Origin of the sequence: Tatumella morbirosei, from assembly GCF_000757425.2 — a bacterium.
GTDB lineage: Bacteria > Pseudomonadota > Gammaproteobacteria > Enterobacterales > Enterobacteriaceae > Tatumella > Tatumella morbirosei.
The window spans coordinates 309,109-332,274 of the sequence record NZ_JPKR02000005.1; the positions used below are offsets into that span (position 1 = coordinate 309,109).

Consider the following 23,166-nt stretch of genomic DNA (forward strand, 5'->3'; position numbering starts at 1 on the left):
TTAAGAACAGCATAATATTAGATTATTATCCAGCCAGCCTTACTGAATTAACTGACACAGGGAAATTATGAGTCTCCGTTATCTGACACAACACCAGGCGCGAGCTCTGGTCAGCGATATTTTCGTGAATAGTATGCCGTTCAATCAGGCTTTGGGCCTTGAACTTGAACACCTGGACGATCAGCAAGCTATTCTGACGCTGGCCAATAAACCGGCACTGGTGGGTAATGCTTTGCAAAAAATTCTGCACGGCGGAGTCATAGCTTCCGTATTGGATGTTGCCGCCGGATTAGTGTGCGTCAATCATGCTCTGACACGTCAGGATATGATCAGTGAAGAAGAGTTACGTCAGCGTATCTCAAGGATGGGCACCATTGATATGCGGGTGGATTATCTGCGTCCCGGCCGCGGTGATAAATTTATTGCCACTGCCAGGCTACTACGTGCAGGTAATAAAGTCGCGGTAGGCCGGGTGGAATTGCATAATCTGCAACAGGATTATATTGCTACGGCGACTGCCACCTATCTGATTGGCTAATCCGGACTATTCGGACTGCCGCTCATGCGCCAGGTCATAAAAATTAAAGATTTATTTTACAGCAGGTTACATTAATGATATCAGGTATTTTATTCTTTCAACGGACGAAACCAAATACCAGGATCTCTTTAATGAAACTACGTATCTTAGTGTTATCGCTTTGTGCGGCATCGACAGTCGTTCTTCAGCCTCTGGCACAAGCTAAAGACACAACTCCCACGACTCCATTATACCAGGGAGTCACTGCCGCTGAATTATCCCATCAGCAACCTGTCCACTGGGTCTCAGTTGCCCAGATTAAAAACAGTCTGCAAGGCCGGCCACCGATGGCTGTGGGGTTTGATATTGATGATACTGTGCTCTATTCCACTCCGGGATTTTACCGCGGCCAGAAGATGTTCTCTCCGGCTAATGACGATTACCTGAACAACCCGCAATTTTGGGAAAAAATGAATAATGGCTGGGACGAGTTCAGCATACCGAAACAGGTGGCGCGGCAACTGATTGCTATGCATTTGCAGCGAGGAGACCAGGTGTACTTTATTACTGCCCGAACCCCGACCAAAACCGAAACAGTCAGCCGAATCCTGCAACAGGATTTTAAGATTCCACAGGATAAAATGAATCCGGTGATTTTTAGTGGCTTCCGTCCGGGACAAAATACCAAGATCACCTGGATTAAGCAGAAAAACATCCGGATTTACTACGGAGATGCAGACAGTGATATTACTGCCGCCCGGGAAGCTGGTGCGAGGGGAATCCGCGTGTTACGCGCCACTAACTCTTCATATTTACCGCTCCCCAAAGCCGGAGATCTCGGTGAAGAAGTGATCACCGACTCTGAATACTGATCCTGGTGGGTGATCTGCGTCGCAAACGACGTTGATCACCTTACTAACGTCGGTAATAAGAAAAATGTCTTAACCTGACGGTTGCAATCAATACCCACCACTCATTACCCCTTTTGCACCAATCCACGACAAAACCACCGTGTCGACTGGGATGCGCTCCGCCCCGTCTCAGCGCATCCGCACTACCTTAGTGCTGTGATTTTGCGGCAAATCAGCAGTCTGAATTAATCACTTGTTGCCCCGGACTGTACCGCACAGGATGTCCTGAAACGGTCAATCACCCGGAGACTAAACAGATGAAGCACAGAACATTACTGAGTCACCCGCTGTTCGCATTTATTCTGCTCTACCTTGGTTTTATGATCTCCTATGTTGATCGTAGCGCCATCTCTTTATCACTGGCGCATATCGGCAAAGATTTTCATATGGGTCCGGCCGAACTGGGGGTGGTACTTAGCGCATTTTACCTGGGCTATGCGGCCATGCAGATTCCGGGAGGCTGGCTGGCTGATCGCTTCGGCAGCAAAGCCGTCATTATTATCTCGATTGGTTTATGGTCACTGTTTACCGTAATGACGGGCTTTGCCTGGTCACTCACCTCACTGCTGTTGATTCGTTTTCTGTTTGGCCTGGGAGAAGGTGGTTATCCCTCGTCGGCAATGAAAGGGATCGCAGAGCTGTTTCCGCGCGACGGCAGGCCGAAAATGTCCGGTTTTCTGATGTCGTCGAATTACGTGGGAAGTTTTGTTGCTCCTCTGATTATCGCGCCTCTGATTATTGGCCTGGGGTGGCGTAATGCGTTTTTTTCCATCGGTATCACAGGAATTGTATTTGCTGTCATTTATCTGTTCACCGTCCCACGCGGCACCGCATCAAATCAACCCACTCCCCCCCGGCAGCGGGTCGGTGCTGCAGAACTACTACGTATGCCGCTGTTATGGAAAATTGTGATTGTCTGGTTCTGTCTGAGCCTGGTGAATAAGGGGCTGGATGCCTGGATGCCAATGTATCTGCTGACCGCTCGCGGGCTTGATTTAAAGACCGTCGGTTTTCTGTTACCCCTGCCGTTTATCTCTGCCAGTATTGCCACCGCGATGGGAGGCTGGCTGATGACCCGCTGGTTCGACGGGCGGGAAAAGGTGCTGATGACATTGAGCTGTATACTTACCGGCGTGTTTATTTTCGGTATGTACCAGGCTCACACGACGACAGAAGTCATTGTTTTCCAGACCATTGCTTACGTTTTTTAAATCTTTTGTTTTCTCAGTGGCCTTTGCTCTGCCAGCAAAAATTCTTTCACAGCGCTTAATAGGTACCGGTATCGGAATGGTCAATTTTGGCGGACAGGCCGCTGGATTCGTCTCTCCGTTGGTCATTGGGTTCATAGTCTCGGCCACCCACAGCTATCAGAATGTGTTCCTGTTTCTACTGGGTGCGATTGCTGTCGCCATTGCTACTGGTATGACGCTGAGCGGAAGCAAAATCCGTGAAGTACAGCTGGCAAATGCCCATGAAGCCTGAGGCTTTAAGGCAATGTTGAAATGAATATTACACCGTCCGTTCCGCTACACTGTCGTTTTCCTCATCAGGAGAGCCAGTTACTTATGAATGCCAGAATTCTTAGCGACACTGCCGTACTGTACTTTATGCAGGTAGTGAACAGCGGATCGATCAGCGAGGCTGCCGCGCGGATGCACGTAGTTCCTTCTGCGGTCAGCCGGCAAATCAGCCGGCTGGAGAATCAGCTGGCAACACCGTTATTTGATCGCCAACCACGTGGCGTCACCCTGACCGCCGCCGGAGAATTACTGGCCGGATATGCCCGCCGGACATTACTGGATGCCGCCCAGGTGACCAATGAGATACAGTCACTGCGCCAGGCCTCTGAACTTCGGATAAAACTGGCCTGCACCCAGGGATTCGCCTCACATTTTCTGCCCAATGCCATTGCCGGATTTCGCCAGACTGAGCCACAAAGCACCTTCCTGTTGCAGGTAGCTTCTGCACGCGAAGTGACTCGCCAGGTGCGCGAAGGCGAAGTCGATATAGGGTTCAGCTTCAGCCTGGGCGCCACCAGGGATATCAATGTGGTTTACAGCCAGCCAGCGCCTTTGCTGGCACTGGTCGCCCCGGATCATGCCTTGGCGGGATGCTCTGAAATCTCGTTACGTGAACTGGTTAACTATCCGCTGGCATTACCCGGTTTTAATGCCACGCTGCGCCAGTTGCTGGACATTTATTGCAGCCGCCAGGGACTGAGTTACCACAGTGTCCTGGACTCCGATAACCTCGATACTCTGGCGCAGTTCGCTATCTCCGGGGCGGCCGTGACCTTTGGGGGAGAATTGTTTGTTCGCCATTTTTTTAAAAAGCGGCGCTCTTTCAGAACTCAACGTCCCGGAACTTAAAGAAAATCACCGAACTATAGAAATTCAGACACTGGCCAGCAGGCCGTTGTCGGAGGCGATCAGCCGGTTTATACAGCATATCAGCAAAGTCATTATTGCCGGATGAACTGCATTTTTAACGCTCAGGATGGCATCTATCACATGCCTGTGAGCTTCAACACTATGTATCAGGGAGAATCATTCATGTCCGATTTTGACGAACTGGCGGATAAAAGCGCCACCGAACTGAAACACCTGATGGAAACACGTCAGGTCACACCGACAGAGGTCCTCGACTCCTGTATCCGGCGCATAGAAATGCTAAATCCTAAGGTGAATGCATTTTGCGCGACCTCTTTCTGCCAGGCCCGCGAAGAGGCTCGCCGGGCAGAAAGAGCTATCATGCAAGGTGAACCCGGCGGGCTGCTACGTGGCTTACCTATCGGAATCAAAGATCTGGAAGAAACCGGCGGGTTACTGACGACCTATGGTTCTCCCCTGTTCCGCCATAATCTGCCTGAAAGGGATAATGAACTGGTTCGTCGTTTACGGGGTGCCGGAGCCATTATGGTCGGAAAAACTAATGTGCCTGAAATGGGAGCCGGTGCGAATACCCGTAACCCGGTCTGGGGAGCCACCGGAAACCCATTTAATCCCCGACTCAACGCTGGCGGCTCTTCCGGAGGCTCCGCAGCAGCGTTGGCAGCCAACATGGTTCCGCTATGCAGTGGATCCGATACCGGTGGGTCGTTACGTATTCCTGCCGCAAAATGTGGGGTTGTCGGGCTAAGAACCTCTCCCGGACTGGTACCCAGTGAACGCAAACTTCTGGGCTGGACCCCGATTTCGGTGGTGGGTCCCATGGGCAGAACCGTCGCCGACACCTGGTTGCAACTGGCGGCCACCACCGGGCTTGCCACTAATGATCCGCTAAGCTACAACACGTCCTTTCCTGCCAGTCTTACAGAACAGTCGCCGGTCTGTTTATCTTCCCTGCGGGTTGGCTATACCGAAGATTTTGGGGTCTGTGAAGTGGACGACAATATCCGCCAGGTCTTCAGAAGCAAAATTGACAAGCTGAAAGGTGTGTTTGGCAGTTGCGAAGAGGTAGAAGTAAATATGGAAAAAGCGCACCACTGCTTTGATGTGTTGCGTGCCGAAGCATTTGTCGCCAGCCTGCAATCTGCCTACGACAAAGATCCGGAATTACTGGGGCCGAATCCACGAGCCAATTACGAAATGGGCATCAAAATGACCCTGAAGGATTGTGTGCAGGGCAATGCTGAGCAAACCCGGATTTTTCGGGACTTCCAGAAACTGTTCAGCCGCTATGACCTGATTCTGTCGCCGGTGACACCTGTGTCCGCCTTTCCCTGGGAGCAACCTTATCTGGAATCGGTGAATGGTGTGCCACTGGATAATTATTATCGCTGGTTGGCCCTGACTTATGTCGTCACCCTGGCAACCAATCCGGCGCTGTCACTGCCAATGGGTGTGGATCATCTGGGAATGCCTTTCGGGATGCAGGTGATTGGCCGGTTCCGTGGTGACCTGGAACTGATGCTGGCAGCGCAGGAAATTGAGAATTACTGCGAGACCACCCCGGAGCTTAAACGTCCTCGTGCGGATTTGCAGGCATTGTTATTAAGCCAGGTCAATTTACTCAGTCCGGTGACACATCCACCACTGAGTGATGCCCGTTATGATACAGTCACGGACAGTGCCCCGGCAGTATAACCCCGGGAAAAGGAGAGTGTTGTGGAAAAAACGCTGTACGGTAAAACCCTGGCTGGCTGGCAGCAAAGCCTGCCGTTACTTACCCCACTGATGGCCGGTGAACCCGTAGTATGGGCTAACCCTGCCCTGGCCCCACTCCATGAGGCTCTGGCAGATATACCGCTGACGGCGGGTGATGTGGAAGCTGCCAGCGCCAGACTGAAACGTTTTGCTCCCCTGCTGGCGCAACTGTTTCCTGAAGTTGCCCCTGCGCAAGGAATTATTGAGTCTGAACTGGTCAGGGTTCCGGAGTTCGCCGCGGCGTTGACCCACCGCTATTCACTGGGGGAGACCCCGCAGTTGTGGCTGAAGAAAGACAGCCACTTGCCAATTTCCGGCTCAGTTAAGGCCCGTGGTGGTATCTATGAGGTGTTATTCAACGCCGAACAGTTGGCCATCCGCTATGGCTTGCTGACCGTGACAGATGACTACCGGCGTCTGGCCGATGAGACATGCCGTCAACTGTTCAGCCAGCATAAAATTGCCGTTGGCAGTACAGGTAATCTTGGGCTATCGATTGGTATTGCAGCAGCAAGACTGGGGTTTGCCACCACCGTACATATGTCGGCGGATGCCCGGCAGTGGAAGAAAGACAAACTTCGCAGTCATGGCGTCACCGTGATTGAGTATGCGGGAGATTACGGTCTGGCCGTTGAGGAAGGACGCCGGCAGGCAGAAACCGACCCTCGCTGCCATTTTATTGACGATGAAAACTCGTCCACCCTGTTCCTCGGATATGCTGTCGCCGGAGAGCGGCTGAAAGCACAGCTGGATGCTTTGCAAATCACCATCGACGCACAACATCCGTTATGTGTCTATCTGCCTTGCGGTGTGGGTGGAGGTCCCGGAGGTATCGCTTTCGGGCTAAAACTGGCCTTTGGCGATCACGTTCATTGTCTCTTTGCAGAACCCACCCAGTCACCTTGTATGCTGCTGGGAATGGCCAGCGGCCTGCATGAGGCAGTCTCAGTGACCGACTTTGGTATCAGCAACCACACTGCGGCGGATGGTCTGGCGGTAGGACGCCCCTCCGGGTTTGTTGGCCGATCAATGCAAAGAATGATTTCCGGTTGTTATACCGTGCCGGATGAAGAACTGTTTAGCCTGTTGCGCCTGCTGGACAGTACCGAGCATCTGCAACTGGAACCTTCCGCCCTGGCGGGTGCCCCCGGCGTGGCGCGTATCACAAGTGCTCGCTTCCCGAATATTCAGCTGGAAAATGCCATACATCTGATCTGGGCGACCGGCGGTGGCATGGTACCGGCCGAAGAAATGCAACACTATCTGGCTGTCGCAGACAATGGGGAGTCACAATCTGGTCTGAACCGCCCGGCTTAAGTTGTGGAAAAAACACCGCCCTGAGACAGCGATATCTCAGGGCGGTGATAACAGAGTAAAAACCAGGGGCTGCCACAACATACTGCGTTGCCCGGGTTTACTTTTTACAGCCAGTTGCGTCGTTTAAAGTACAGATATGGCGCCAGTGCTGCCAGAATCATCAGTACAATCGCTCCGGGGTAACCAAAGCTCCATTTCAGCTCCGGCATAAACTCAAAGTTCATTCCGTAGCTCGAGGCCACCAGCGTTGGCGGCAGGAACACCACCGAAACCACCGAGAAAATCTTAATGATGCGGTTTTGTTCAATGCTGATAAAGCCCATCGCCGCCTGCATCAGGAAGTTAACCTTCTGAAACAGCGACTCGTTGTGCGGTAACAGCGATTCGATATCGCGTAATACTTCGCGGGCCTGTTCCAACTGATTGGCGGGCAGGCGGGCTTTCCTGACCAGAAAATTCAGTGCCCTCTGGGTATCCATCAGACACAGGCGCACTTTCCAGCCGATATCTTCCAGTTCCGCCAGTCGCGACAGGGCTTCGTCATACTCTTCACCCTGCTGGCCTTCCATAATGACACGACTCAGCTTCTCCAACGCGGTGTAGATATTTTCAATTTCATCGGCCAGCTGTTCAATTTTGGTTTCGAACAGATCCAGCAACAGCTCGAAAGCATTACCGTCAATCAGCGTCTGATTACGCGCCCGCATACGGTAAAGCCGGAATGCGGGAAGTTCACGTTCACGCAGGGTGAACAAACGACCGTCACGAATGGTAAATGCGACGGTGGCGTTGCCTGCATGGTCATCTGCATCTTCGAAAAAGAAGAACGAGTGAATATGCAGTCCGTCTTCATCTTCAAAAAAACGTGCAGAGGCTTCGATATCCTCCAGTTCAGGACGGGTCGCCAGGCTTTGCCCTAACTGTTCCTGAACATATTCACGTTCCTGTTCTTCAGGTTCAATCAGGTCAATCCAGACTGAGGAAGTGAGCGTATTGTCATCGCTTTCCATCTCCAGCCGGGTTAACCGATTCTCTTCCAGTTTAAATGCACTCAGCATAGCAGTAGGTACTCCCCATTTCTGACAGGATGGGACAAGGCTGTACACCGCAGGAAAAACCGATGATTGGCACAGCAGGCGCCCGAACACAATAAATCACAGATGTGACAGATCAGTGCTGGCTAAATGACGATGATTTACAGAGAGTCACCGATAACCGCCAGGGCTACCGGTAAAAGAGGTTGCCTTAGCGGGGTTACCTGTTGTTCAGGTCTGTGTGCCAGCAGCGACTGGGCGTGTCCAAGGCATTGTCCTCTGATAATAATAGTGCGCGCATGTTACGCCGAGACGAAAAAATCGTCAAGAAAACTCCCCGCAATCATGCGCTTTCCAACCGGGCATAGGCCGCTACCAGCCATTTGATCCCCTGCCCCTGAAACGCAACCTGTACCCGGGAATGCTCACCGCTACCTTCCAGATTGATAATGGTCCCTTCGCCAAATTTGGCATGTCGGACCCGCTGCCCCAGCGCAAAACCACTGTCATTGTTGGTGACCGGTGCTCCCATTCGTTGATGGCTGACCGGTCGGCTGACGCTGGCCCGCAGCCGTACCTCTTCGATACACTCTTCAGGAATTTCACCTATAAATCGTGAAGGACGGTGATAAACCTCTTTTCCATACAAGCGCCGGCTTTCCGCATAGGTCAGAGTCAGTTTCTGCATGGCCCGGGTGACACCGACATAAGCTAACCGCCGCTCTTCTTCCAGACGACCACCCTCTTCCAGCGACATCTGGCTCGGGAACATCCCCTCCTCCATGCCCACAATAAAGACCTGGCTGAATTCCAGACCTTTGGCCGCATGCATTGTCATCAACTGTACCGCGTCCTGCCATTTATCGGCCTGCCCTTCACCGGCTTCCAGCGCGGCATGCGACAGAAAAGCCTGCAACGGCATTAAATCCTGATCTTCCTCCTGATAACTGAACTGTCGGGTCGCAGTGACCAGTTCTTCAAGGTTCTCAATACGCGCCTGGCCTTTCTCACCGTTTTCCTGCTCATACATCATCCACAGACCGGAATCTTTGACCACCCTGTCGGTCTGGACATGCAGGGGCAGGTCACTGGTTTCGCGGGATAATGAGTCTATCAGCTCGATAAAACGTAATAACGCCGACGCTGCTCTGCCGGCCAGTACTTTTTCCGACAGCAACTCACGGGAAGACTGCCAAAGAGTCAGTTGCCGGTCACGGGCAGCCTGGCGAACAACATCCAGCGTCCGGTCACCAATCCCCCTGGTGGGTGTATTCACCACCCGTTCAAAGGCCGCGTCATCATTGCGGTTAGAGATCAGTCGTAAATAGGCCAGCGCATCTTTAATTTCCTGACGTTCGAAGAAGCGCATACCGCCATAGATACGGTAAGGAAGACTACTCTGCAGCAAGGCTTCTTCCAGCACACGCGACTGAGCATTACTGCGATAGAGGATGGCGCAGTCGGCCAGCGCCCCCCCCTGTTCATGCCAGTGTTTAATACGTCCGACAACAAACCGGGCTTCATCCAGTTCATTGAACGCGCAATACAGTGAAATGGGTTCACCTTCACCGTCTTCGGTCCACAATTCTTTGCCTAATCTTCCCTGGTTATTAGCAATCAGGGTATTGGCCGCTTTCAGTATATTGCTGGTTGAGCGGTAGTTTTGTTCAAGACGAATAGTCTGAGCACCGTTGAAGTCGGTGAGAAAGCGTTGAATATTCTCGACCTGAGCGCCACGCCATCCGTAAATCGACTGGTCATCATCGCCGACAATCATCACCTTACCGGTATCACCCGCCAGCATTCGTATCCAGGCATACTGAATATTGTTAGTATCCTGAAATTCGTCCACCAGCAGATTAGTAAAACGCTCACGGTAATGATTCAGAATATGCGGCTTATTCAGCCACAATTCATGAGCGCGTAATAATAGCTCAGCAAAATCCACCAGCCCGGCGCGGTCACAGGCTTCCTGATAGGCCTGATAAATTTTCAGCCAGGTTTGTTCAACCGGATTGCCGTAACTTTCGATATGCTTCGGCCGCAGACCCTCGTCTTTCTTCCCGTTGATATACCACATTGCCTGTCGGGCAGGCCATTGTTTATCATCCAGATTAAGGGCTTTGATCAGACGTTTTAGCAGTCGCAGCTGGTCTTCACTGTCCAGAATCTGAAAGTCCTGAGGTAATCCGGCATCCAGCGGATGGGCCCGCAACAGACGATGTGCCAGGCCATGGAAGGTGCCAATCCACATCCCGCCCTGGCTGGTCCCCAACACCTGTTCAATACGGTGACGCATCTCAGCAGCCGCTTTATTGGTGAAGGTCACTGCCATGATGGAATACGGGGAACAGTTCTCAACAGTCAGTAACCAGGCGATGCGGTGTACCAGTACCCGCGTCTTGCCACTGCCTGCCCCGGCCAGCACCAGCAGGTTACTGCGCGGTGCCGCAACGGCTTCACGCTGGTTATCATTTAAACTGTTGAGCAGATCAGAAACGTCCATAAGCACCGCGTATCAGGAAAATTTAGCTGTATATTTTTACAGCCATTATAGCAGCGTGGTCAGCGAATCCAACCGTGAAATTTCCAGGTGAGGTAACAAACGCGCATCGCTGGCAGTCATCAGGTTCTGCTGATAAGGGTTAATCCAGCATGACTGGAATCCGCTGCGCAACGAACCGACCACATCGGTAGTTAAATCATCGCCGACATGCAGAATCTCAGCAGCCGGTATTTGCAGTTTTTCTTCTGCCAGCCGGTACATGTCTTCCGCTGGCTTAGATCTGCCATCGGGACCAGCCCGCAGAATAAAGCGAAAATAACCCGCGATCCCCATCAGATCAGGGTCCGCATTACCATTAGTAATGGCGGCCAGCGGGATACGTTGCGCCAGATACTTAAGGGTATCGTGGGTGCTTTGTGGCATCGTGACCTCGCTTCGCCAGGCAGAGAATACCGACATCACATGAGTCGCTCCCTGACGGCATAATGTCTCCGGCAACCCCGCTTTCTGCATCACCCTGAAGACCGCTTTTTCCCGCCAGGCGGTGACATCATGAACCGTTTCAGGCTGATGATGCTTAATTTCTTCGCGGGCTGTCTCATACTCTTTCAGCGAAATATCGCGTAAATCAGGATGAAACTCCTGAAGCGCCTGATGAGTCTTCCTGACGGTGGTCAGGATAACCTCGCGGTTATCATATAACGTATCGTCCAGGTCAAACGTCATCGCCCGGACTTTGCCGGTGGGGCGGTAAAAACGCATTATTTTTTTCCTCGTTTTGCACGGGGATGTGCAGCATCATAAACGTTAGCCAGATGCTGAAAATCCAGGTGGGTATAAATCTGGGTGGTGGACAGGTTGGCATGACCCAGTAACTCCTGTACTGCCCGCAAATCACCACTGGATTCCAGCATATGGGTAGCAAAAGAGTGGCGTAATTTATGTGGGTGAATGTGGCTGTTCAGGCCCTGACGGACTCCCCATTCAGCAAACCGTTTCTGGACATTACGTGCAGAGATTCGTTTACCTTGCATGGAGAGAAATATCGCATCATCCTGCGGAGCGAACAGTTCCCGCATCTCCAGCCAGCGCAGTAACCATTCACAGGCAATTCTGCCAACGGGTAACCGCCGCTCTTTGCTACCCTTACCCATCACCCAGACTTCAGCCTGTTCAGCATCAAAATGGCGACAATCCAGGTTAACTAATTCCGACAGACGCAGACCTGCTCCGTACATCACTTCCAACATTGTCCGGTCACGCACTGACAACGGGTCATTGAGGTCAATTTCCAGCAACTGCCCCATCTGATCGACATCAATATTTTTAGGTAAGTGACGGGGGGCTTTTGGGGTTGCCACGCCTTTCGCCGGATTCGCCGGCAGTAACCCTTGACCCACCTGCCAGTCCAGAAAACTACGCAGGGCTGACAACCGCAACGCCAGACTGGTCGCCTGTAATCCCGCCCGGCGGCTTTTAGCCGCCAGCATCCTGACATGTGCTGGCTCAAGCTGCCCCCACTGGGACAGCCCCATGTCATCCATCATCTCTGTGAGTACCGCTAACTGTCGCTGGTAACTGGTGATGGTCAGCGCGCTGAGCTGTCGCTCGACTTTCAGAAAGCGCAGAAAGCTATCGACGGGTGCCTGTAACGATAAAGGCATCTCCCTGTTCATCTGCGGCTAATCCAGCGCGAGAGCAGAGCTGGTAACATCCCTGCCAGATATTGCAGTAATTCGGTGCCCATCCCCGGATGATAATGCTGCTTATCGCGGCTGCTGAAAATCAGCACCCCGACATCCTCAGTATCCCCCATAAGAGACATGGCCACCGAACCAATCGCTTTTGCCTCCGGCAGCAATAACAGCAACTCCGGACCATTCAGGGGGCCGAGATAATGTTGCCGCCGACCGAGCCGCTGAATACGCAGCGCATCAAATGCCTGCCGGGACAGCCCCAGCCGGGTAAAGTCTGAAGGCGCACCAATTTGCCACTGTTCGTTAAACAGCCTGACGGTCGCTCCGGCCAGCCCCAGATCTCTGGCCCAGCGGTGCAGCCGGTTGAGCATCTCCTGCAGGCTATCAGCACAGGCCAGATGAGACTGCAACGAAAGCAATTGCCCAAACAATTGCTGATTAGCCGTGGCCTGCTCCATCAATAAGGTGATTTCTTCTTCCAGCCGTTGAATATGGTTACGCTGGCGAGCCATATGCCATTCCACCAGTGAGGTAGTCCCTCGTACCGGGTGCGGAACCTGCATTTGTTCAACCTGTCTGGCATTACGGATAAAAAAATCAGGGTTCTGCCGCAGATAATCACTGACCGACTGATCATCAGGAGCCACAAGATTCAGTAATTCCGGGTCTTCGTCTGGTTTCATAAATGAATAAATCCGTCGTAAACATGAGTCGCAGGACCGGTCATATACAGTGGTGTTCCCGGGCCGCCCCAGGCAATCTGCAGGCTGCCGCCCGGTAAATCTACCCGCACTTTGTCACCGAGTAACCCTTGCTGAATTCCGCTGGCAACTGCTGCACAGGCTCCGCTACCACAGGCCTGGGTTTCACCGGCACCGCGTTCGTAGACCCGCAGACGGATATGCGATTCTGATACCACTTCCATAAAACCAACATTCACCCGTTCAGGAAATCGCTCATGGCTTTCCATCTGCGGCCCTACCAGTTCCACGGCGGCAGTTTTCACACTCTCCACCTGAATGACACAATGGGGATTACCCATGGATACCACCCCAAACATTACCGTTTGTTCAGCAAGGCGCATCAGATAGAGATTCTCAGCTTTATTGGCGCGGAACGGTACATTGCCAGGTTCAAAGTCTGGCTCCCCCATATTGACCCGTACCAGCTCATCATTCGTGACACTGAGCGTCATTCTGCCGGTTTGGGTACTGACGCGAATATCGCTTTTATTCGTCAGCCCTTTCAGGCGAACGAAACGCGCAAAACAACGGGCCCCATTGCCGCACTGTGCAACTTCGCTGCCATCCGCATTAAAAATACGGTAGTGAAAATCCAGCTCCGGATCATAGGGCGGCTCAACTATCAATAGTTGATCGAACCCGACGCCAAGATGTCTGTCTGACAGCCTGCGAATGAGCTCCGACGAGAAGAAAACATTCTGAGTCACCGCGTCAACGACCATAAAATCATTGCCGAGACCGTGCATTTTAGAAAACTGCATTTTTTGCTCCGCCGGTAACCGGTTAATTACGGTGACACAGTGCCTGCTGGTGCTGTGGTGTCATCTTTCCAGGGTTTAGTCGCAGTTTCTTGCTGCCGCTCTTTCTTGGTAGTTTCACTATTAGGAAAGTAAAGCGGCCCCTTCAGCCCGCATCCCGTTAACGCTGCCGGAATTACAATTATCGCCAGCCAGCCGACCATTTTCTTCATTTAGGTTACACTCATTCTGTGCTTTATCTCATTCACTTATCATCGCAGTTGAACAAGGAAAAGCAACAGAAAATCCCTGAATTCGCATAACCGGTTCAATATCTCAGGTCAGACCGCTCAGACAAAGATTGGCAAACAATATCAGCGCGCTATACTTTGCCAAAAACATGGGAGCTATGATGAACGACAGTGAATTCCACCAACTGGCTGACCAATTGCTACGGGCGGTAGAAGAACGCCTGGATGAGCATGACGGTGATGCCGATATCGATTATGAAACTCATGGCAGCGTGATGACCCTGAGCTTTGAAAACGGCAGCAAAATTGTGATTAACCGTCAGGAACCGATGCATCAGGTCTGGCTGGCGACCAAAGCCGGCGGCTATCATTTCAGTTATCAGGCACCACGCTGGGTGTGTGATCGCACCGGCGGTGATTTCTGGGTGTTGCTGGCAGAAGCCTGTACCACTCAGTCTGGCGAGAAATTCAGTTTCTGACCGACCCTGTCCGGCTGCGGAGCTTGTTCCGCAACCGGAATATATCAGAACAGGCTGCGGGAACGCGGCAGCACATCGCGGCTGAGTTGCGGCGACACGTCTTCTGCCACTTCATCATGTGAAACAGAACGGAAAGGCAACACCTTACTTTTCCCGTGTTCGGTCACCAACTGATAAAACTGTGGCAGGTTAAAGTTGACGAAACTGGAACCGTAGGTAAAGCGGTCATGTGAAGAGGAGTAAAAACGGCTGACATCCCGGACCAGCTCTTCCCTGCTACCTTCACAATGACGGTAAACTTCCACCCGATTATTCTCATCCAGAATATAAATACTGAAATCATCAGATTCAGATGAGGGATTATTCTCGAAGAAGAACTGAATGATACCTTCACTGGCGTAGCTGTTAACCACTGGCGGGAGATCGACCTGTTGTGAATCGACTTTAATCGACAGACCGTGCAGTTTGTTATTAGAAATTGCGCCATAAAATTCCACCGCATTTTCCAGTTTCTGCACCGAAACACTCATCCGTTCGAAGAACACCCCCCAGGTATCTCCGGCCAGACGCAGAGCTTTAAAACGGCCCGGTTCCTGCCGGGTACTGGATAAACGTATATCGATACATTCCGAAACCAGCTGCTGAACACGGGTACGTATCAGTCCACGTAAATGCTGGCTATAGCAGAATACTTCGACGGCATCCGGGGGCAAAGCATCCTGATGCATCTTACCCAGGATGGTTTTCAGCGCTTCAATCATCGATTGCTCACCACTGAAATGCAGGGTTCGTACTTCGTTCCATGAATTACGGTACAGCAAATCGATACTGCCGATCAGACAACGTTGCTGTTGCCCGAAACTAAACACATCCAGTTTACGGAAATCAAAGTGTACGACCTGATTACGGAACTCAGCCGTTGGGTCATCTTCCAGATTCACCAGGATTGCCAGGTGGCGGATTTCGCATGGGCTGTAGAGAGCTTTCGGTGTCGGAGCCGGGACCCGCAGAGGAAAGTGATGAGACACATCGTTGACCACTTCCTGCAACCGTTGGGCATCACAACCCCCATTGCCTTTGATATGCAGCAGTGTTTTATCGGTCAGTAAACCGTTAAACCAGGCCCACGCCACCAACTTGATCAGGTAGCGGTTATATTCCAGTGGCTGGTTGCTGATAATGGAATCCATATCCGGAGACTTATTGTACAGGTACCAACCCGGACGATTGGCCCTGCCTTCCGGGACATGAATAAACGTCAGATGTTCTTCGGACAGATCGGGCGAAATCTGCGGATTAACCAGAATAACTTTCCCTGGCAACGCTTCAAAAGCCGCATACAGCTTACGGGTCAATACCCCGATATCCTGCGGGCTGGCACTGACACTTAAATTATTCCGGCGCGCAAAACGGATCAGGTTACGATAGCTTTGCATCATCGCGTCCAGTAACTCGTTATGCGCTTCACGAACCTGTTCAATCTTCCAGCTGGCGCGACTGTCCAGCATTTCCAGTCGCTGAGCGTCCCAGCCCCACTCTTTGACCAGTTGGCTCAAAATCTCCCTCCGCCATTGTGAACGGACCTGAGGGCGTTCTTCGGTCAGTTTTTCACAGGCTTTCAGATAGAAGCAACGCCGGACAAGGTCCAGCCGGGCCGGGTCATCAATGTCCTGCAAGTAGTGGGTCACTTTTTCGAGCATCATGCAGTAGGGATCCAGCCCAAAGCTGACAATCTCACCATCATGCAAACGCTGCTTAATATCCATCGCTAACAGCCGGGTATTCGGATACTCGCGGGTATAGGCTTCAAGCAGCAGAGTTTTCAGCACGGCTTTATACGGAGAATCGATACTCTTATACAACTGCCACAGACTGGCACCGAAATACTCTTCAGCAGACAGGGTACCAAGTCCCCCCAGGTCCAGCCATTCGTTCGGCGTCAAAGCACCACCGGCATACAGAGACATCACATAATCGTCGTAATGTCCTTCTTCTTCACCCGGCACCATATTCCACAGAATACGCTTACCCGCCATCCTTACGGCCGAGCGATAAAATTCATCCAGCAACAAAATATGCTGGGTACTTCCGCAATCTTCAGTGCCCAGATTGCCGCTTTCATTATGCCGGAAACGGTTTTCATCGATCAGGAAGAAACTGACTTCAATCCCCAGGGACAAACACCACTGCCGCAACAAATGACATTTTTGCTGCAATTTTTGCCGTTCGTCGTTATCCAGCCACGACTGATGACAGACCCAGATATCCAGGTCTGAAACACTGTTTTGTCCAACGGAAGAGGTACTGCCCATAGAATAGACCCCGGTAATCGGGGCTTCGCCGGGAGAAACCGCCGGCAGTTTCACAGGGGAATGACAGAGTTTATCCAGCATTTCCTGCTGGTTTTCGACAGGCGTGAAAAAACTAATGCCGTGGGGCACATTACCGTCAAGATAACCTGGCAGCATGGGATGATGATACTGTAGAAATACCGGCAGCAGGCTGTACACCTGCCTGAAGGCAGGCCCCATCGCCGCCATTGCCCGATCAACCCGTAGTTGATTAATGGCATCCAGTCTCTGTTTCAGAGTCTCAATATAAAGGTACAAGACGTTTTGCCTGTTTTTTCCGGTAATTAAGCACTGTCGCTCCCACGGCTCCCTTGATGTTCCCGTGCCTGGTGTTGACCCGGCCAGGGAGATGCGGGTGGTTAGCCTCTCTTCCTGTACTGGCTAAACACAATGACTCCGGCGATTATTTTATCACCTTTCAAACTGAAATCTTAATATTCGGTGCGGAGAACCCCTCTGCATAAGGAGCAATCCCATAACCGTTGCATGGATTTCATCGCCGAAGCCTGCCACATTTGCTGTTTAAATGATAGGATGATTAACAAACGATTAAAACGGTTAAACACATGTCTGATAAAATTATCCGCATCGCCACCCGACAAAGCCCACTTGCTCTCTGGCAGGCGCATTATGTTCAGGAACAATTAATGTCAGCCCATCCCGGGGTACAGGTTGAACTGGTCCCGATGGTGACTAAAGGTGATGTACTGCTGGATACTCCGCTGTCAAAAGTGGGCGGCAAGGGATTGTTTGTCAAAGAGCTGGAACTGGCCATGCTGGAAAATCGGGCCGATCTTGCTGTGCATTCAATGAAAGATGTGCCGGTGGCCTTCCCTGAAGGGCTGGGCCTGGTGACTATTTGCCAGCGTGCCGATCCCCTGGATGCATTTGTTTCCGGGAAGTACGCGTCCCTGGACGAATTACCGGAAGGTGCTGTCGTAGGCACATCCAGCCTGCGCCGGCAGTGTCAGATTAGCGCCCGTCGTCCTGACCTGGTCATTCGTTCTTTACGGGGGAATGTCGGAACCCGCCTCTCCAAACTCGATGCCGGTGAATATGATGCCATTATCCTGGCTGCCGCCGGACTGAAGCGCCTGGGCCTGGAATCCCGTATCCGTAGCACCCTTCCTGCCGAAGTGTCGCTGCCTGCTGTAGGACAGGGAGCGGTCGGTATCGAATGCCGTACCGATGATACGGCACTGATAACCCTGTTACAGGCACTGAATCATCACGATACCGAAAGCTGCGTCCGTGCTGAACGCGCGATGAATACTCGTCTGGAAGGCGGCTGTCAGGTACCGATTGGCAGTTACGCATTACTGCAGGGGGATGACCAGTTATGGTTGCGCGGCCTGGTGGGCACACCGGATGGTTCGCAAATGATCAGTGCTGAACGCCGCGGTCATCGCGATCAGGCCGAGCAACTGGGTATTGCTCTGGCAGAAGAACTTCTGGAAAAAGGTGCCGGCGACATTCTGCGTGAAGTCTATCAGGGGCAGCCTCCGGTATGACCATTCTGGTCACCAGGCCGGAGCCCTCAGCGTCAGAGCTGGTTGCCAGACTACGCCAGACAGGCAAACATGCCTGGAGTTTTCCGCTGATTGAATATACGCCAGGTAAAGACCTGGCGTCACTGGCTCAGCGCCTGTCAGCTTTGCAACCCAAAGATATGGTATTTGCCGTATCACATCAGGCAGTCCATTTTGCGATTCCGGCATTGATGCAAACCAATACTGCATGGCCGGCCAGTGTCGACTATTATGCTATAGGGCGCCGGACAGCATTAGATTTACATATGGCTTGTCAGCAAACTGTGAACTACCCTGAACACTGTGCCACCAGTGAAACATTGCTTAATCTGCCTTCGCTCAAAGATGTGAGTGGTAAACAGATATTAATATTACGTGGTAATGGTGGCCGGGAACTATTGGCCGAAACATTGCAGCAACGTGGTGCCCGGGTAGAATTATGTGAGTGTTATCAGCGCATTCCCTGTCAGTATCAGGGTGCAGAACAAGCTGTTCGCTGGCGCAGGCAAGGTATCACTACCCTGGTCGTGACCAGTGGCGAAATGCTAAAACTTTTATATTCGCTGTTTCCGGCAATTGACCGCAGGGAATGGCTATTGCACTGCCGGCTGGTTGTCGTCAGTGAACGTTTAGCTACTCTGGCCAGTGAATTAGGCTGGCATTCAGTGACAGTAGCTGATGGTGCGGATAACGATGCGTTGTTACGTGCGTTACACTGAACTTACTAAAATGGGATGAGCCAACATGACGGAACACAAAGACCCCTCCGCCATACCTGAAGTGACTCCGCCGGAAGAGCAACTGACTCCCGGCACGGAGGATAAAACTTCAACAGCAAGGAATAGCGGAACCCCTTTAGCCATTGTGGCCATTATCATTGCTCTGGCGACCGGTGCCGGAAGCTATTGGTATATTAAACAGCAACAGAGTGCTGATGCGCAGTCGCTGTCGGCACTGAATGACAAACTGAATACATTACAGCAGCAGTCCGGGAATGCTCAGCAACAGCTGACAGAACAGCTGTCAGCTGCCAACCAGGCGCTTCAGGATGCGAAATTGCGGCAGGAAACGACCAGCAAAGCACTGGATACCCTGCAGGAAAAAGTAACTGCGCTGACCGGTAACGACAGCAACAACTGGCTGATCGCTCAGGCCGATTACCTGGTAAAACTGGCCGGGCGTAAACTGTGGAGTGATCAGGATGCCACCACTGCGGCGGCATTGCTGAAAAGCGCCGATGGCAGCCTGGCAGAGATGAATGATCCCAGTGTCCTGAATGTCCGGCGGGCACTGACTCAGGATATCAGTTCGTTAGCTGCCGTCAGTCAGGTGGACTACGATGGTATTATTCTGCAGCTTAACCAGCTGGCTAACGGTGTCGATAATCTGCGTCTGGCAGATAATGAAGACCACAGCAATCCGATGGACGAGGACAGCAATGAACTCTCCGGCTCGCTGGCCCACTGGCGCGAAAACCTGGTTAAAAGCTGGCATGATTTCATGGATAACTTTATTACTATCCGTCGTCGTGATAATACCGCACAGCCACTGCTGGCACCGAATCAGGATATTTATCTGCGGGAAAATATCCGTTCTTCATTGTTGATTGCCGCGCAGGCCGTTCCCCGTCATCAGCAGGAAATTTATAAACAATCGCTGGAATCCGTCTCCACCTGGGTACGTGCCTGGTATGACACCAGCGATCCGGCTACCAAAGCCTTTCTGGCTCAGATTGATACTCTGGAACAGCAAACCATTGCCATGGATGTCCCGGACTCTCTTTCCAGCCAGCCATTGCTGGATAAGCTAATGCAAACCCGGGTGCGTGGTCTGCTCAGTCAGCCGTCACCAGCCCCTGAGCCGGCCTCCGGCAAGCAGGGAGGCTGATAATGCTAAAAGTCCTGATTGTTTTTTTGCTGCTGCTGGCAGGGATCGTTCTGGGCCCTATGCTCGCCGGCCATCAGGGATATGTCCTGATTCAGACTGATAACTGGAATATTGAAACCAGCGTTACCGGGCTTGTGATCATCCTTATTGTCGCATTGCTGGTGATTCTGGCTGTGGAATGGTTACTGCGCCGGGTGCTGCGTACCGGAATCCGGACCCGCGGTTGGTTCAGTGGTCGTAAACGTCGCCGTGCACAGCGCCATACACGTGATGCGCTGATCAAACTGGCGGAAGGTGATCATAAACAGGTTGAGAAACTGCTGTCCCGTGATGCTGATCATGCAACAGACCCGCTGGCGAATTATCTGCTGGCCGCCGAAGCCGCCCAGCAACGCGGTGATGAGGTCAGAGCTAACCAGCATCTGGAACGTGCAGCCGAAGTGAGCACCGATAACCAGATTCCGGTAGAAATAACCCGTGCCCGTATCCTGCTGGCTCGCCATGAAGATCATGCAGCCCGACACTGCCTCGACCGGCTGTTGGAGGTCGCACCGCGCCATCCTGAAGTCCTGCGTCTGGCTGAACAGGCTTATCTCAATACCGGAGCCTGGCGAGCATTACTGGATATTCTGCCATCCATGGAGAAGGCACAAACCGGTAACGAACAGCATTTACAGGATTTACGTGAGCGGGCCTGGCTTGGCATGATGAATCAGGCAATGGCAGAACAAGGCAGCGAAGGGCTTAAACAGTGGTGGAAGAACCAGAGCCGTAAAACCCGCCAGGATATTTCCCTGCAGGTGGCGATGGCAAACCATCTGATCGAGTGTAATGACCCAATGATGGCCCAGGAAATTGTGCTGACCGGACTGAAGCGTCAGTATGACGAACGCCTGATTCTGCTACTGCCCAGGATTAATAGTCCGCAGCCTGAGCCTTTGGAAAAAGCATTACGTCAGCAGATTAAACAACATGGTGCCACTCCGTTGCTGAACAGTACCCTGGGACAGATGCTGATGCGTCAGGCCGAATGGCAGCAGGCTGCCGATGCCTTCTCCCAGGCCCTGAAACAGCGTCCGGATGGTTTTGACTATGCCTGGCTGGCCGATTGTTATGACAAAATTGGCCGCCCGGAAGAAGCTGCCCGCATGCGACGTGAGGGCCTGTTGTTGACACTAAAACAAAATCCGGAACAGTAGCTCTTACAAAAGAAAGCGCCTTTGACAGGCGCTTTTCTTTGCAAAAAAAACACCTGCAACCAGGCAGGTGTAAAATCAGGTCGACAGACAACAGCTGATACCAGACTCAACGTAATATCTGAAGCTCTCATCAATAATTTGTGAGATGGCAGATAACAGGTATCGGTAAAGGGCTCTGCATCATTCCAGGGATTATGTTGCCAGCGGCAGACATAAAAAAGCAGAATGAGCATCTACAACTTCACTATTGCATGATCAGTGCCAGAATATCTTTTAAAAAAATAAAAAATGTATCTCACTGAATTTAATCATATAAATAAACATTCAGCGCAAAGCTGAGCGTATTCAAAATACCAGAACTGTCGAAGATTCGTCACCCCCTGGCGACAACCTCCCCCCTCATTTGAATAGCTTATAAGTTTCAAAAGGATAAATGTCTTCATTTGGCGACAATCCGCTATGAGAACTGTGCCTTTACAGCGACAGTTATAGATCAGTATGCTGTTGGCTGACTTTCCTTCGGGCCCGCGCGGTGAGCTGGAGCCCTGTTTTGCAGAGACTACTGCATGTTTAAAGTTATCGGTATTTCCGGAAGTTTACGCAACAGTTCACTTAACAGCCTTTTCCTGCGTGCTATGGCCTTGATCTGTCCGCAAGGTATCTGTTTTGAAATCAGTTCATTGCCTGGAAAACTTCCGCTGTTTAATCCTGATCTGGAAGATGCCCCACCGGAAATAGTCACCCGGTGGCGACAGGAATTACGGCAGGCAGATTTATTTTTAATCGTCAGCCCTGAATACGCACACGGGATTAGTGGGGCGTTCAAAAACTCCCTCGACTGGCTGGTGAGCAGTGGGGAATTTCTCGACAAACCCGTTGCCCTGCCAAACCTCTCGCCTCGTACTGACCTTGCGCAGGGACATTTACAGGAAATTATCACCGTGATGGGGGGAGTGGTTTCAGAGAACTGTAGCCCTTCGGCATCACTGGATTGCCGTTATGTATTACCTGATATCACAGAACAACAGTTAATCGATCATCCACACATCAGCCCACGGTTACAGCAGCTATGGCTGAATATTTCCGGAGTGCTCCACTCTGCCTGAGGGTATTTTAGGAGCATGGTTTTCTTTATCAGAACAGCGGGATATCCTGCCAGCGGACTCCTGCTCCAGCCAGCGGGCGAATGCCAGGACAGTTTCACAGTCCTGGCGGATATCTCCGTCAAAGACGGTACAGAGATCCAGTAACCTCAGGATAGTTGCGGAGTGTTGTGGATAACGAGTCATAAACTTTTCTGCATGTTGCTGCAGAGTATCCGGCCAGTCAGTATCTTCCGGACCGCGGAGAATGCTGGTCGACCGGATGGCTTTTCTGGCCGCAGCTCTCAGCCATTGCCTCTGACGAACTGGCTGGTCCGTTTCCTGAATCTGACAAGTCAGTCTGTGTATGACGGCCATAAAGTCACCATTAACCGCCTGAGCAATGGCCGGAGAAGGCCTAAACAGCCCGAAACGCAGACTTAAATTGTCACCGTACACGCAGACACAATGGTGTTTCAGCCAGTATCCCCAGCTCAGACGGTTTGCGTATTTCAGTACCTCAACCAGTGCACCGCAATCAAAATCGATTTTACTCACCTCGGGATGAGTACTTTCCAGAGTGACCTGAAGCGCCTCAAGCTGCTGCAACGCGGCTGCATCCGGCTGAGTTCTGAAAATCACCGTTAAGTCGAGATCTGACCGGCCTGGTAATGCTTTTCCCTGCGCAACGCTGCCATAAACATAGATACTATGGATAAGCGTTGGGAATTGACTGCTCAGCCGGCTAATCACATCAGACACTATCGTAGTAAACATCGGC

22 protein-coding genes are annotated in these 23,166 nt (G+C 51.9%); 13 read left to right on the top strand and 9 right to left on the bottom strand.

Annotated elements, in window-relative coordinates; all coding sequences use genetic code 11:
• Positions 1–67 precede the first annotated feature (67 nt).
• The 7 genes from HA49_RS16945 to dsdA all read left to right on the top strand — a co-directional run bounded on the left by HA49_RS16945 (position 68) and on the right by dsdA (position 6,890).
• Complete coding sequence (locus HA49_RS16945; protein WP_038015393.1) at positions 68–538, top strand: thioesterase family protein; 471 nt, start codon at positions 68–70, stop codon at positions 536–538.
• A gap of 131 nt (positions 539–669) precedes the next feature.
• Positions 670–1,389, top strand: coding sequence for an acid phosphatase AphA (aphA, locus tag HA49_RS16950; protein ID WP_038015396.1), 720 nt, complete (start codon positions 670–672; stop codon positions 1,387–1,389).
• Between the two features lie 296 nt (positions 1,390–1,685).
• Positions 1,686–2,639, top strand: a complete 954-nt coding sequence (locus HA49_RS16955; RefSeq protein WP_245610231.1) for an MFS transporter — start codon at positions 1,686–1,688, stop codon at positions 2,637–2,639.
• 76 nt (positions 2,640–2,715) lie between these two features.
• Positions 2,716–2,910, top strand: a complete 195-nt coding sequence (locus tag HA49_RS21885) for a hypothetical protein (protein ID WP_245610232.1) — start codon at positions 2,716–2,718, stop codon at positions 2,908–2,910.
• Between the two features lie 20 nt (positions 2,911–2,930).
• Positions 2,931–3,797: a LysR family transcriptional regulator gene (locus HA49_RS16960; RefSeq protein ID WP_211259082.1), complete on the top strand. Its 867-nt coding sequence runs from the start codon at positions 2,931–2,933 to the stop codon at positions 3,795–3,797.
• Positions 3,798–3,980: 183 nt separating this feature from the next.
• Positions 3,981–5,513, top strand: a complete 1,533-nt coding sequence (locus tag HA49_RS16965) for an amidase (protein ID WP_038015750.1) — start codon at positions 3,981–3,983, stop codon at positions 5,511–5,513.
• A 21-nt stretch (positions 5,514–5,534) separates the two neighbouring features.
• Entirely contained in the window at positions 5,535–6,890 is a 1,356-nt protein-coding gene (gene dsdA, locus HA49_RS16970) for a D-serine ammonia-lyase (protein ID WP_072055957.1), read from the top strand.
• A 104-nt stretch (positions 6,891–6,994) separates the two neighbouring features.
• On the opposite strand, the gene corA is transcribed toward dsdA, so the two are convergent.
• From corA to lptM, 7 genes are all read right to left on the bottom strand, one after another.
• Positions 6,995–7,948 (bottom strand): magnesium/cobalt transporter CorA, encoded by a 954-nt coding sequence (corA, locus tag HA49_RS16975; protein ID WP_038015401.1) that lies wholly within the window; start codon positions 7,946–7,948, stop codon positions 6,995–6,997.
• Between the two features lie 319 nt (positions 7,949–8,267).
• Positions 8,268–10,430 carry a DNA helicase II gene (uvrD, locus tag HA49_RS16980; protein WP_038015404.1) on the bottom strand — a complete coding sequence of 721 codons (2,163 nt, stop codon included), beginning with the start codon at positions 10,428–10,430 and terminating at the stop codon, positions 8,268–8,270.
• Positions 10,431–10,475: 45 nt separating this feature from the next.
• Positions 10,476–11,192, bottom strand: a complete 717-nt coding sequence (yigB, locus tag HA49_RS16985; protein WP_038015407.1) for a 5-amino-6-(5-phospho-D-ribitylamino)uracil phosphatase YigB — start codon at positions 11,190–11,192, stop codon at positions 10,476–10,478.
• On the bottom strand, positions 11,192–12,094 hold the full coding sequence (gene xerC / locus HA49_RS16990; protein ID WP_038015756.1) for a tyrosine recombinase XerC: 903 nt from the start codon (positions 12,092–12,094) through the stop codon (positions 11,192–11,194). Before xerC ends, yigB begins: the two co-directional genes overlap by 1 nt.
• A gap of 8 nt (positions 12,095–12,102) precedes the next feature.
• Positions 12,103–12,810: a DUF484 domain-containing protein gene (locus HA49_RS16995; RefSeq protein ID WP_038015410.1), complete on the bottom strand. Its 708-nt coding sequence runs from the start codon at positions 12,808–12,810 to the stop codon at positions 12,103–12,105.
• Positions 12,807–13,631 (bottom strand): diaminopimelate epimerase, encoded by an 825-nt coding sequence (dapF, locus tag HA49_RS17000; RefSeq protein ID WP_038015413.1) that lies wholly within the window; start codon positions 13,629–13,631, stop codon positions 12,807–12,809. The genes HA49_RS16995 and dapF overlap by 4 nt, the downstream gene beginning before the upstream one ends.
• Before the next feature lie 26 nt (positions 13,632–13,657).
• Positions 13,658–13,840, bottom strand: a complete 183-nt coding sequence (lptM, locus tag HA49_RS17005; RefSeq protein ID WP_038015416.1) for an LPS translocon maturation chaperone LptM — start codon at positions 13,838–13,840, stop codon at positions 13,658–13,660.
• Positions 13,841–14,019: 179 nt separating this feature from the next.
• On the opposite strand from lptM, the gene cyaY reads away from it, so the two are divergent.
• Positions 14,020–14,337, top strand: a complete 318-nt coding sequence (gene cyaY, locus HA49_RS17010) for an iron donor protein CyaY (RefSeq protein WP_038015418.1) — start codon at positions 14,020–14,022, stop codon at positions 14,335–14,337.
• A 44-nt stretch (positions 14,338–14,381) separates the two neighbouring features.
• On the opposite strand, the gene HA49_RS17015 is transcribed toward cyaY, so the two are convergent.
• Positions 14,382–16,946, bottom strand: coding sequence for a class I adenylate cyclase (locus HA49_RS17015; RefSeq protein ID WP_046791896.1), 2,565 nt, complete (start codon positions 16,944–16,946; stop codon positions 14,382–14,384).
• A gap of 308 nt (positions 16,947–17,254) precedes the next feature.
• On the opposite strand from HA49_RS17015, the gene hemC reads away from it, so the two are divergent.
• The 5 genes from hemC to HA49_RS17040 all read left to right on the top strand — a co-directional run bounded on the left by hemC (position 17,255) and on the right by HA49_RS17040 (position 22,409).
• On the top strand, positions 17,255–18,199 hold the full coding sequence (hemC, locus tag HA49_RS17020; RefSeq protein ID WP_038015421.1) for a hydroxymethylbilane synthase: 945 nt from the start codon (positions 17,255–17,257) through the stop codon (positions 18,197–18,199).
• Positions 18,196–18,936: a uroporphyrinogen-III synthase gene (gene hemD / locus HA49_RS17025; protein WP_038015424.1), complete on the top strand. Its 741-nt coding sequence runs from the start codon at positions 18,196–18,198 to the stop codon at positions 18,934–18,936. The genes hemC and hemD overlap by 4 nt, the downstream gene beginning before the upstream one ends.
• A 25-nt stretch (positions 18,937–18,961) precedes the next feature.
• Positions 18,962–20,104 (top strand): uroporphyrinogen-III C-methyltransferase, encoded by a 1,143-nt coding sequence (hemX, locus tag HA49_RS17030; protein WP_038015425.1) that lies wholly within the window; start codon positions 18,962–18,964, stop codon positions 20,102–20,104.
• 2 nt (positions 20,105–20,106) lie between these two features.
• Positions 20,107–21,303 carry a protoheme IX biogenesis protein HemY gene (gene hemY / locus HA49_RS17035; RefSeq protein ID WP_038015429.1) on the top strand — a complete coding sequence of 399 codons (1,197 nt, stop codon included), beginning with the start codon at positions 20,107–20,109 and terminating at the stop codon, positions 21,301–21,303.
• A 566-nt stretch (positions 21,304–21,869) separates the two neighbouring features.
• The gene (locus HA49_RS17040) at positions 21,870–22,409 is read left to right on the top strand and encodes an NADPH-dependent FMN reductase (protein WP_038015432.1); all 540 of its coding nucleotides are present in this window, start codon (positions 21,870–21,872) and stop codon (positions 22,407–22,409) included.
• Here HA49_RS17040 and HA49_RS17045 read toward each other — a convergent pair.
• Positions 22,371–23,162 (bottom strand): nucleotidyltransferase domain-containing protein, encoded by a 792-nt coding sequence (locus HA49_RS17045; RefSeq protein WP_245610233.1) that lies wholly within the window; start codon positions 23,160–23,162, stop codon positions 22,371–22,373. The two genes, HA49_RS17040 and HA49_RS17045, sit on opposite strands and share 39 nt — an antisense overlap.
• Between the last annotated feature and the right edge of the window lie 4 nt (positions 23,163–23,166).